This is a genomic window from Antarctobacter heliothermus (assembly GCF_900188425.1).
Lineage (GTDB): Bacteria > Pseudomonadota > Alphaproteobacteria > Rhodobacterales > Rhodobacteraceae > Antarctobacter > Antarctobacter heliothermus.
The window spans coordinates 1-10,849 of sequence record NZ_FZON01000093.1; the positions used below are offsets into that span (position 1 = coordinate 1).

Consider the following 10,849-nt stretch of genomic DNA (forward strand, 5'->3'; position numbering starts at 1 on the left):
GCCATGTGGACGAGCCAGGAGATCAGAAGGTCGCTCTTGCCCACCTTGGGCGCGCCACCCAGCACCAAGAGCCCGCCCGGTGTCAGAACGCGCGGCGCGATGATGTCCTTCGGCATGGGGCTCTGGTCGTCCAGCAGCGCGCCAAGCGTGAAGGCGGGCATCTCCTGCGGCCCCGGTGCGCCGGAATCCAACCGGACCAGCGGCGGTCCGTATTTCTCGACATGCCGGTTCCAGAGGCGCTCGGACTCGCGCTTGAGCCGTTCGACCGGCCACTGCGGTCGGAGCATCGCGGCGTTGTAGCCGCAGATGCCCTCCCAGCCCTCGTCCTTTGTCATCCGGCCTTCGTGGACCATGCGGATGAAATAGCCGATCGCAGCCGACGCGCCCTCGAAGCGGGACCAGTCGTCCTGGGCGCCCTCGCGCACCGGGGTGACCAGCACATCGTCCATAGCGGGCTTGTCGGGATGCGTGAACTCGGGCTGCAGGGACACGCCCGGCGCAGGGGGCATGTCTGTGACGGCCTCTACGAACTCGGCCAGATCGCGCTCGCGGTCGGCGTTCAGTTCAACGATCCGCACCTGCGTTTTCAAACTGTTCTTGTAATAAACGCTGCCTGCCACCCGGATCGGCTGGTGGGCCGAGCGGAAATGCATGTCGCCACCGACCTTGGCGGCAATGTCGCCGCGCAGACGGGTCACACGGAGGATGTCATCGCCCTCGGCAGGCTCAGTCAGTGTCCACCAGACATGGGCCTTGTGCTGACCGTCTGGTGTCACGCCACCGCTTTCCACCACCATGGTCGGCGACCCAAGGTGACGCTCCAGATGGGCCCGCTTTGCACCGATATCGCCGGTGTCGAGATCAACCACGACGGCCTGCATCTGCAGGATTTCCGCAGCCTTAGCCTGGCCTGACGCGGCGACGGTGCCGGGGATCACATAGACCGCTGCGCCCTCTCGCGAGGCCCATGTCGCGAAGGTTGCCATCTTTTCGGGCGCGGCCTGATCCGCCTTGAGCCAGATGTTGTGCGGGCGGCCATCGATGCCTTGGCCCTTGTCGATGAAACTGCGGACCGGGATCAGACCGTCGCAATAGCCGAAGACGACCTGCATGAACTGGGCGATCTGCGCAGGGTCCGGCTCGTCCCTGAACACGTCGATCTGTGGGGCCGCGTCGTTAAAGTCGCGCCAAGGATTGAAATGGACGATGTTTTCCGCGGGTGTATCTGGCGTTGTGTCATCGCGCATGGGTGTGTCCTGGTCGGGATTTGATGGGTCGCTGGGCTCGTCGGTCATGCAACCAGGCTCCAGCACCGTTCGGCGTGGGCGCAGAATCGGCACTCGAAGAAATCCCGGTTGGCGGCGATGCGCGGCAGCAGTTCACCTGCGTCTGTGGCCTGCAGGATCCGCACTGCGCGATCGGACATGCGCTGCGCCAGATCGGCATCGAATGGCACCAGCTCGTGGTACAGCTCGGCCGTGTCCTTGTTGATGGCGGTGAACAGCGCCGGTGCGGCCGAAATCCCTGGCACTGACGGCTCCATATAGGCCTGGTAGATCGCGATCTGGGCGGCATAGACGGGCTTGGAGACCGCCACGCCGTCCTTGACGCAAGCGCGCCAGTTCTTCGCGTTCATGGTCTTGCATTCCCAGAGCGCGGGCACGCGCATATCAAGCGCTGCTGGGGCATCAGCGATGATCCCGTCGACATGGCCCCGGATACGACCGCCCGCGACGGAGAAGCCGAACTGGCCGCCGTCGCGCTTTTGCGTGACCAGATCGAACCCGGCGGCACGCAGCCAGCGGATTGCAAGGTCTTCAAGCTGGTGGCCGATGGCGAAGATCCGAAGTGTTTGGCCGCCGAAATCAGCCCCCTCATCCTTCGGCGCATCGGCGAACTCGAATTGCAGCGCGCGTTCGCAAGCATGACCCAAGCGGGATGCGCCGAGATATGTCCGGGGCGGCGTAGCCTCGCGCTCGGCGATGAGCGCTGCATCGACCAGAGCGTTGATCCGCTCGGCCGTGGATGGGCGTGGGTTGAAGTCCAGCATCAGAACGGCACCTCCGGGGTTTGGGCCCGGGCGATGTCAGCCATGGCCTCGCGGAAGCCCTCGACCGCCTCCTCGATCAGGGCGCGCACCTGTGCCTCGCTCAGATCCGCGAACGCGGTCTGCCAGCCGATCTCGTCCATCAGGAGTGCTACGCGTTTCATGGTGGCGGTGATGGCGGCGCGTTCTTCTTCGGTGAGATCAACCATGGCAAAACGCTCCCGCGCCAAGCGCGTCCAGAAGTCTTGGCAGGGCATCGAGCAGAACCAGACCGATGGCCGGGGCCGCTTCGACCGGACCGGATCGCGCCAGCCAAAACCACGCGTGGGTTGCCGGCAGACAGCACAGAGCGTTCCACGTGGATGCCAGAGACGCCGCCGGCCCTCGGCCGTGATCGGTGTTGGTATGGTCATGTGTCATGCCGCCCTCCGTTCGGGACCGGCCACCGCATTTACGGCCGCCTGGATGGCGCGCTTGTTGAAGCCGAAGGTCATAAGCGCCGAGGCGCGATAGCGCGTCAGGCCGAAGTCGTGGCGGCACTCGGATGGCAGGTATTTCAGCTGCTTGTCCGTCGGTGGCTGGCGCAGCCATCCTCGCGTCTTGAAGGCGCTTTCATCACTCTCATGGGTGTTCAGCCAGTCATCAGCCTGCGCGAGGCAGACGGTGCGTTCGCCGACGCCCAACAAGCGCGGCCGCTCGCCCTTGGCCCCGCCAATGGCGTACCAGACGCCCTCCATCCAGAAGATGCCGCCCCAGGCGGTAAAGCCCGTGGCCATCAGCGCGTCGTCCGTCCCAAAGAGATCGACCCATGCGAAACTGGACCGTTTCAGCAGATCGATCTCGGTCATGACAAAGCCCGAGAGCGGCACAGTGTCCGCGCCTGTTTCGCCTTCGTCCTGCAACAATACCTCGCCGCAGAGCGGGCATTCGGTGGCGGCGAGCGGGATCTCCGCAGCGCAGGCCGGGCAAGTTTTCGTCGGGGCTTCACCGGTGCCGATCTTGCCATCCAGATCGACATCCTGTTCCAGCGTGCCGTGGATCAGGCTCGATGTCCCGAAATCCAGCACCACGCAGTCGGTCTTGACCAGCCCCGGGTGCTCCTCCGGATCGACCGTGCGCAGGCCCCGCCCAACCATCTGGATCATGGTGGATTTGTAGGAACTGGGCCGCAGCAGCACGACACAGGAGGTGGGCGGGTGATCCCAACCCTCGGTCAGCACCGCGACATTGACGATGACGCGGATGCTGCCCGCCGCATAATCGGCAAGGATGGCCTTGCGGGCCTCGGACGCCAGATCGCCATGGATCAGCGCCGCCGTGATCCCCGCCGTACGAAAAGCTTCGGTGACATGTTCGGCATGGGCGACGGTGGAACAGAACACCACGGTCTGCCGCTCCCCCGCCTTTTCTTTCCAGTGGCGGATCACCTCATCGGTGACGGGTGCCCGGTCCATGATGCCCGCCACTTCCGTCATGTCGAAATCCGCGCTGGTCTTGCGGACGGATTTCAATTCTTCCTGCACGCCCACATCGATGACGAAGGTCCGTGGTGGCACGAGGTGCCCCGAGGCGATCAGCTCGCCCAGACGGACCTGGTCGGCGACATTGTCGAAGACCTCGCGCAGACCCTTGCGGTCGCCCCGGGTCGGCGTTGCCGTCACCCCAAACACCCTCGCGTCGGGATTGGCGTCGCGGACCCGGTCGATGATCCGCCGGTAGCTGTCCGTCACCGCGTGATGCGCCTCGTCGATCACCAGCAGATCAAGGCGCGGCATGTCGGTCAGGTTTGACGCCCGCGCCAGCGTCGGCACCATGGCGAAGGTAACGTCGCCCCCCCAGGATTTCTCGGTGGCGTCGATCACCGAGGTGGACACGTCCGGCACCACGCGCTGGAACTTGGCACGGTTCTGCGCGGTCAACTCGTCGCGATGGGCCAGAACACAGGCCTTGGCACCGTCACCGATCAGTTGTCCTGTCACAGCGGACAACATAATCGTCTTGCCCGAATTGTGGGTGAGCGTGAAATCCCCCATCAGGTAGCGATGGTCGCCGTCCACGGTGAACCCGAAATAATCGCCTTCGCCGACCGGATGGACGGTGAAACCACAGCGCAGCACGTTCTTCTTCTGCTTGCGCGGCGGCGCCTGCTTGCGCAGAACCCGGGTCGGGATCATGTCGAGGTCGCCCGAGATATGGACGCGGTGATAAATCCGCCCGCCAACCTCTTTTTGCGCCGCGGTCGCCAAAAAACCGAGGCTGCGGGCGATGAAGACAACGTCCTTCGCGAGTTGGAACGATTTGCTGACGAACTCGAAACAGCGTCCGTTCATCAGATGTCCGTCCGTGTCCAGCAATCCGGCGAGAATGGCGAAACGGACATCGCGAGAACCGAGCCGATAAGCGTCGGGCAGGAATTTCTCCCCGGCGGTCTTGCCGAACAGGCAGAGGTTGCGAAGCTGGTCGATCAGCGCATTCTTGTGGTCGCGGTCATCGACGAAGAAATAAGTGTTGGCCTCGTTGTTGCTCAGCTGCTCGCACCGGAGCCTGAGTCCGAGCCTCGCCGCAAACCGGTAAAGGTCATCGACGATTTCGATATCCGGCGTAGTCACCGACACATTGCGAATAATGCTGCCGTCACCGAGAATCACGCCCAGAAAATACGGGTCCAGTTCAGGCGCGTCGCGATCAGGGAAATCCACCGGCATCCGCAACAGCTTGTGCAGGTGGCGAAAATTGTCGGACGCGGCAAGCCAGTCGGCCACACTGATATCAACCAGTTCACCGTCACGGTTGCGGCTGCGCGCCGGCATGCCGTCGTTCGTTCGCACCAGCGTCAGGATATGGCCGAGATTAACAACGAGAGGGTCGCCTTTGAGCGGCCTGATTTCGAGCATCTGGTCGCACCCGCGATGCAGCTCAAGAACACGCCGCGGCGCACTTCCCGGGCCCATCAGGACGTCGCCCACCTGAATGGACTCAACCGGTTTCAGCGAGCCATTGAACATCAAGATCGCGGTCCCTGGCGCATGACACCCGGTGGGTGCCACGCCCAGCGTGTTACCGCGGGAGGCGAGCGCAGCAACACTGCGCTCGACGAAGGTTTTCTGGCGGGGGCGCAGGCGCATGACCGATCCCCCCCTTACTGCGCCCAGCTCGGCCGCCCGGGGGCACCGGGGTTGGCTGCTGGCGGATTGGACGAGGACGTTGGAGCGGCAGCATTCTGCTGCGAAGTGGTCCCCGGCCCGGCGTTACCACTGAACTGCAGGGGCGCCGTTCCCATGACCTGCGCATAATCGCGATGGTCAGGCGTGACGGCGCTGCGGATCTCGTTCTTGTCGTCACCGCTGGCGTCGGTCCCGATGTCGATGCGGGCGACGAACTCGATCCCGTCGAGATCAGCAAAGCCGCTGATGCGCCGCGCGGCCTGCGCCTCGGCCGACATGTCCTTGTCGGAAATCCCGCGCGCCGAGTTCAGCATGCCGCGCACCAGGCTGCGGCCCATGTTGGTCCAGTCAGGTCCCTTGGGGCTGTAGAGACCGATCAGCGTGAAGATCTTGCGGCGGGCATATTGGCCCTCGGTCACGGTAAACTCGCCGTTGAGATAGACAGCCCCAGTGGAGCCGCGCGTGGCATAGCCGCCGGTCCAACCTTGCGAGGCATCGTCGAAACCGCCGGGGCGGATGGTCAGGCGCACCTTGGCGAGCGTGCCCTTCGGGATCAGGTTGGTGTTGCTCTGCGCGTCGTTGAAATCGTTCCAGGAACCCATGGGGAACCTCCTTCTATTTTCAGGATTGCGGTTGGGATTGGTCGGCACTGACCGGATCGGCAGGCGGCGGGGCGTAAGTCAGCCGGTCGGATGGAGGTGCCGCTGCCGTCCGGATCTTCGCCATCAGGCGGCCGAGATGGGGTTCTTCGACCTGATCCAGACGGCCGGAGCGGTCCTTCGCCGGGAAGCTCCAGGGGTTGATCGTCTGGCAGACAAAGGCGCGATACGGATCACCGCCGTCGGCCTTCAGTTCGGCCATGGTGATCACTTCATCGACGATCCCCGGCAGCTCGAGGCCTGTCTTGGAGCCATCGATCTGCGGCTGGAAAACCTTGCGATTGAAGTCGTCAAGCTTCTCGTCAAGGATTCCGACGAACCATACGTTCTTGGCCCGCGTGTGCTGCAGATGGGTGAGCCAGCCGATCATCTCACGGCCGTGCAGCCCGTAAGCACCGCGCACATCCGGCTTGCCGGTCTTTTCCGACAGCGCTTCGGGCTGGCCTTTGCACCAACCAAAGCACAGCCGCCCGGCGACAGTGATCGAGTCGACAAAGATAGTGTCGTAGCGATCCAGTGCTGCCGGATCGCCGAAACGGTCGCAGACTGCCTTGTAGTGGGCCGGGCTATAGGGATGCTCGTCGCGCAGCGCCGGGTTGGGCCCGCCGATGAACACCGCGAAATCCCGGCATTCGGCCCATGTCCGAGGCCGGATGCTGTCGCCCGCCCAGCCTTCGATGGCCAGATCGCCTGCTTCGAGATCCATGAACAGCGTGCGCTCGGGATCGAGGGTCCACAGGAGGGACGTTTTCCCGATGCCGGATTTCCCGAAGATGCAGCCCTTGATTCCGCGCGGTTCGGCCAGCCGCTGGTCGGCGCTGATGATCGGGAGGCTCACTGGTCGGCCCCCTGCGCGAGAATCTCGACCTTCAGCGTGCCGGGCCGGACGGTGCGTGCGGGCTCGAAACCCTGCCGGATGGCCTCAGGCCAGGCGACGTATTTGCGCTCTGACACCTTGAAGGAGAGATCGACATATTCGGCCGGATCGTCCCCGGCATCGCGGATCCTTGCGACCATGTCGGCCAGCCGGTCCTGATCCCAATCCACCCGCTTCGGCAGATCAGCCACCACGGTGAAATCACCATCGTCGAAGCGGACGGTGCCGGTATCCTTGCCCGAAACCTGGCGTTCTTCTGCGGCCCGGGTGGCATAGCGGATGAGCAGCCCAGCATCGAAGCGGTTCTTGGCGGCCTTGTCGCGCTTCAGGCGCTCGTCGATTTCGCGCTGAAGGATTGCCAACAACTCGACCGGCAGGGCCGCAACCTCGGCGGCGCTGAGAGATGGCAGATCGTCAGGTGTGGGGGTGTTCTCGGGGAATGGCATGAAATGGTCTCCGTGATCGGTGAAAAAGGATTGGAATGCGGGCATCACGCGGCCTCCTGTTCCGCGAGCAGCAGCTCGGACAGCGAGACGGCAGCAGCTTTGGGCTTGGGTCTTGCGACGGCGATGTAGGCGAACTGGTCGGGGCCAACGCGCTCCTGCACGAGATGCACGAGGCCCAGTTCGGCGGCCCAGAAGGCCCGCGATCCGAGCCTGCTCAACTCGACGCGCGCCGCATCCGACAGCCCTGAAAACACAGGGAAGATGTCGAGCACCAGAAAGCCGCGATGGTATTCGAGCCGGTCGCCGGGAACGGCTTGCGCCACCCAGGCGCAGAACTCGATCTCGGAAAGCGGTCGGCTGGCGCGAACCGTAATAAAGGGTGTGGTTCCCATGAACATGATCTCCTCCTTTCGCCTCTACTCAGGCCGCCGCGACATCGTCCCAGCGGGGACCGAGACCGCTTCGGTGTCTTGGTTTGAGGCGTTGTGCTGCTCGTCCGGCTGACCCGTGTCGGCGTCGGCGTAGACCGCCACGAGAGGCGTCCCATCCTGGTGGGCACCGGCATTCTCGATGCGGTATGCACGCTGGTTCTTCAGGATTTCCGGCAGCTCCCAGCGGCGGTAGAGGCCGGGGATGCGCTTGAGGTCTGCGGACGGGAGGTCGGCTTTGCGGATCATGCTGGTCGACTTTCGGTTTGAGTGGGGCGCGCGGTGGCGTCTGAATGGGAAAAGCCACCGCGCCGCAGGGATCGGGACATCCGATCAGCGAAATTCTTGCAGGACGTCGCGCAGACGCCGGGTCGCCCGCTGATAGCGTTTGCGCGTCGCCGCCTCAGACAGCCCCAGCTCGGACGCGACCTCAGACTGAGAGAAACCGTCGATGGCCACACGGATCACCAGATCCGCATCCGTGCCGACGATGCGGACGAGATCGCGGTGGAGCAGTTCGGGAATGGCGTCACCCGACAGCACTTCACCGTCGGCCGGGATTTCGTTGGGATCGGCCTCACAGCGCAGGCTCTGGTGCCGGTCCTCGCGCTGACGCGTTCTGATCAGGTCCCGCTCGATATTCCGCAGGATGGTTGCCGCGATCCAGTTGACCCGCTGCAGATCCAGACCCCGAATGGCCTCAGAAGCCCGTGCAAGGATTTCGGATGCAACCTCGTCGCCGGTGCCGATCCTGCGCCAGATCGATCTGCGCCGAACGGCATCCAGCCCCGGCCAGAGCGCCAGAAGCATCAGCGTCAGGGCACAATCGGCGGTCTCACCATCAGACTGTGCGTCCCTGACCAGCGCGGCCAGCAGCTGGTTTTTCTCGTCTGGCGCTTTGCTGCCAACGTGCAGCGTATCCAGCAAAGCAGCAGGATCAGCGAAATGCGCGAGCGGCTCGCTGCTGCACCGGATTGCATCGAAGGTGCGTTGGAAACTGAAAGTTGAAGAAGACAACATGAGGTGATCACGGATCTCGTGCCACGCGATGGACATTGGACGCCTGCCTTGCGGCCAGGCGTCCAGCGCCTTGTCGTGGCCAGGTCAGGACGTCGTGCGTCTCTGCGATTTCAGGGAAGTGGTGAGATGCGCGCCTTAGCGCGCGGGTGATGTCGCCTGGTTCAGCGTTCCGCAGCCGCGGCAGGTGGCCACGACCGGAAAGCCCACGAAATACTCGTGCCCCCGCGCGAAACGCAGATGCATGCGGCCGTCCCGGCAGACGCCGAGCAGCTTGTCACAGCGCGTACAGCGCCATTCGGGGCTCAAAAGGGTGGGTTTTGATTTTGCGCCACCGGTCCAGATGATCTGGGCGGGCTGGCGGGAAGTATCGGGAGTCGGCATGGAAGTGCTCCTCTGATGAGTGAGCCTTTCCAATAATCAACAATTTGTTAGACCGTCTCCCGGCGCATGTTAGACCGACGTTAGACGGGCCCTTCGACCAGCGCATCGGAGACACCTTCGGTCGGTTGCCCGGCGAGCATCAGACGCCAGTAGCCATTCTTTGCACCCTTGCCGATATAGACGTCCCGGATGCTGTCCCACGTATTCTTCCGGAACGTCTGTTGGGGGCTTCTGGATTCGAAGCCTTCCATCAGCGCTTTGACCTGAATATCGGGACTGCCTTTCCCGGCGGCGACAACAAGGCGTTCGAAGATTGTAAGTTGATCGTTCCCGGTGAGGTGCAGCGGCTCCTTGCCCGGAATGAACAGGGTGCCAGACTGCGCACCTGTCCGGACAACCCGCGGTGACACGCCCCCGCGTGCGAGCGAAAGGTTGTTTCGATATGCGAGTTCGATGCCGTCGCGGGCGAACAGGATCTCCTCGTCCGCCGATGCGAGATGGGACAGAAGTGGCACAACCACGTTGGAGCCGAGATGCGATGGCATTTCCTCACTGGCCGCGAGGATGATGCCGACGCCAGTTGTGTTCCGCGCGCGCAAGGCCAGGTCCAGCCTTTGGGCAGTTTTCGGGTCATTCAGGCGCCTGGCGAAATAGACGGGCACCTCGGCACCATCCACCTGCATTGCGCCGAGCAGTGTCAGGTCCGGGTCTAGGATCTGGGCTGTTCGCTTGCTCAAGAGCGGCTTTATCAGCCGCATGAGGGTCTCGTGAAGCCATTGGTCGTTAATCGCGAACATCTCGACATCCGACACCGGTCGCTTGCCTGCGTGCTCGCCGAACGGGCCCACCGTGTTGACCATGCCCTCTGTCGCCGACGGCTTCACGGTGCCTTCCCCGTCAAGGTCGTCATCGTCGATCAGGACCACATCCTGACGGTCGCGGCGCTCAAGCAGCCCACCCTCGATCAGGCGACTGGCGTCGAGTCCGAGTTCCAGGAGGTAGCTGCCGCTGACCTCGTCTTCAATGCGGTCATGGAGTTGAACCAGTTGGGGAAATATCGCCTGCAGGTCATCGGACGCGATCTGCCGGAATGCGCTCAGGATCCCCCATTCCTTGAGGAGGGCGAATCCGAGGGCGCGCTCTTCGGGATCCGTCTTGCTTTGCAGATTGCAGCTTTTCGTGCCGGAGATCGTGAGATTGAGCGTCCGCTCCTTTTCGTCGCCGACCCGGTTGTAGGCGACAGCAATGGCAATCCGACTGAAAGCTTCGGCACGGCGGAATATGTTTCTGGTGCCCAGATACTTGTCCGCCACCTCTTCAATGTCGTCATCGACGGCGACCTTCAGTTGCAGCTTGCGGCGCCAGACCCCGAGCCGGATCTCTGCTTCCACGACGCGGGCAAACGCGAATGCGTAGCCATCGATTTCCGGCGGCTGCAGACGAAGCGAGGTACGAAACCGCAAGAGGTTATAGCGCTTCCAGGTCAGCGGTTTCTGGGAGATGTCGTGGCCGAGGGCAACTTCGGCGAACGAGTCGCTGACCGTCTGGCGAACCACCGGGCTGTCCGCACAGACCTCAATCTGGCGGAGCGACGGCGTGTAAATGAGAGTCGCCTCGTTCGGAGGGCGATAATAGATGGTTCCCCTGCGTCCGTCGTGTCGATGGTCATAGACGCTCGACAGCGGCCCGCCATGCCGGACGATCAGCATGATCGACGCGGGGTGCGTTTCAGTTGCGGGCAGATCGAGCGCTTTCACCGTGCAGGAAATCTCGGGTTTCAGCTCGAGCACCCCCTTGATCTTGGCCGCCAGTGCCGTCTCGTCGATT

Annotated in this window: 12 protein-coding genes and 1 pseudogene; all 13 read right to left on the reverse strand. The window is 63.4% G+C overall.

The features are described from left to right. A pseudogene (locus CHB90_RS24515) lies at positions 1-1,247 on the reverse strand (AAA family ATPase); the annotation flags it as partial. Between the two features lie 44 nt (positions 1,248-1,291). After that, a complete protein-coding gene (locus CHB90_RS24520; protein WP_089280352.1) occupies positions 1,292-2,050 on the reverse strand; it encodes a hypothetical protein in 759 nt (252 codons plus the stop codon). Further along, positions 2,050-2,256: a DUF6511 domain-containing protein gene (locus tag CHB90_RS24525; protein ID WP_089280353.1), complete on the reverse strand. Its 207-nt coding sequence runs from the start codon at positions 2,254-2,256 to the stop codon at positions 2,050-2,052. Before CHB90_RS24525 ends, CHB90_RS24520 begins: the two co-directional genes overlap by 1 nt. Continuing rightward, on the reverse strand, positions 2,249-2,467 hold the full coding sequence (locus tag CHB90_RS24530) for a hypothetical protein (protein WP_089280354.1): 219 nt from the start codon (positions 2,465-2,467) through the stop codon (positions 2,249-2,251). The genes CHB90_RS24525 and CHB90_RS24530 overlap by 8 nt, the downstream gene beginning before the upstream one ends. Further along, positions 2,464-5,172, reverse strand: a complete 2,709-nt coding sequence (locus tag CHB90_RS24535) for a DEAD/DEAH box helicase family protein (RefSeq protein ID WP_089280355.1) — start codon at positions 5,170-5,172, stop codon at positions 2,464-2,466. Before CHB90_RS24535 ends, CHB90_RS24530 begins: the two co-directional genes overlap by 4 nt. 14 nt (positions 5,173-5,186) lie before the next feature. Further along, entirely contained in the window at positions 5,187-5,813 is a 627-nt protein-coding gene (locus CHB90_RS24540) for a hypothetical protein (protein ID WP_089280356.1), read from the reverse strand. A 19-nt stretch (positions 5,814-5,832) separates the two neighbouring features. Continuing rightward, entirely contained in the window at positions 5,833-6,708 is an 876-nt protein-coding gene (locus tag CHB90_RS24545; RefSeq protein ID WP_089280357.1) for an ATP-binding protein, read from the reverse strand. Next, positions 6,705-7,238: a hypothetical protein gene (locus CHB90_RS24550; protein ID WP_212591649.1), complete on the reverse strand. Its 534-nt coding sequence runs from the start codon at positions 7,236-7,238 to the stop codon at positions 6,705-6,707. The genes CHB90_RS24545 and CHB90_RS24550 overlap by 4 nt, the downstream gene beginning before the upstream one ends. Continuing rightward, the gene (locus tag CHB90_RS24555; protein WP_170941181.1) at positions 7,238-7,591 is read right to left on the reverse strand and encodes a hypothetical protein; all 354 of its coding nucleotides are present in this window, start codon (positions 7,589-7,591) and stop codon (positions 7,238-7,240) included. The genes CHB90_RS24550 and CHB90_RS24555 overlap by 1 nt, the downstream gene beginning before the upstream one ends. An 18-nt stretch (positions 7,592-7,609) precedes the next feature. Continuing rightward, positions 7,610-7,870, reverse strand: coding sequence for a hypothetical protein (locus CHB90_RS24560; protein WP_212591650.1), 261 nt, complete (start codon positions 7,868-7,870; stop codon positions 7,610-7,612). 84 nt (positions 7,871-7,954) lie between these two features. Further along, positions 7,955-8,677 (reverse strand): RNA polymerase sigma factor, encoded by a 723-nt coding sequence (locus CHB90_RS24565; RefSeq protein ID WP_089280358.1) that lies wholly within the window; start codon positions 8,675-8,677, stop codon positions 7,955-7,957. Positions 8,678-8,776: 99 nt separating this feature from the next. Further along, entirely contained in the window at positions 8,777-9,022 is a 246-nt protein-coding gene (locus tag CHB90_RS24570; protein WP_245823370.1) for a hypothetical protein, read from the reverse strand. Positions 9,023-9,102: 80 nt separating this feature from the next. After that, positions 9,103-10,849 (reverse strand): hypothetical protein (locus CHB90_RS26685; protein WP_089280359.1); only part of this gene is annotated, 1,747 nt, incomplete at its 5' end.

Coding starts and splice junctions, on each gene's coding strand:
- CHB90_RS24550 (WP_212591649.1), bottom strand. CDS start 7,238: ATGCCCGCATTCCAATCCTTTTTCACCGATCACGGAGACCATTTCATG.
- CHB90_RS24540 (WP_089280356.1), bottom strand. CDS start 5,813: ATGGGTTCCTGGAACGATTTCAACGACGCGCAGAGCAACACCAACCTG.
- CHB90_RS24525 (WP_089280353.1), bottom strand. CDS start 2,256: ATGGTTGATCTCACCGAAGAAGAACGCGCCGCCATCACCGCCACCATG.
- CHB90_RS24570 (WP_245823370.1), bottom strand. CDS start 9,022: ATGCCGACTCCCGATACTTCCCGCCAGCCCGCCCAGATCATCTGGACC.
- CHB90_RS24565 (WP_089280358.1), bottom strand. CDS start 8,677: ATGTCCATCGCGTGGCACGAGATCCGTGATCACCTCATGTTGTCTTCT.
- CHB90_RS24555 (WP_170941181.1), bottom strand. CDS start 7,591: ATGTTCATGGGAACCACACCCTTTATTACGGTTCGCGCCAGCCGACCG.
- CHB90_RS24535 (WP_089280355.1), bottom strand. CDS start 5,172: ATGCGCCTGCGCCCCCGCCAGAAAACCTTCGTCGAGCGCAGTGTTGCT.
- CHB90_RS24520 (WP_089280352.1), bottom strand. CDS start 2,050: ATGCTGGACTTCAACCCACGCCCATCCACGGCCGAGCGGATCAACGCT.
- CHB90_RS24560 (WP_212591650.1), bottom strand. CDS start 7,870: ATGATCCGCAAAGCCGACCTCCCGTCCGCAGACCTCAAGCGCATCCCC.
- CHB90_RS24530 (WP_089280354.1), bottom strand. CDS start 2,467: ATGACACATGACCATACCAACACCGATCACGGCCGAGGGCCGGCGGCG.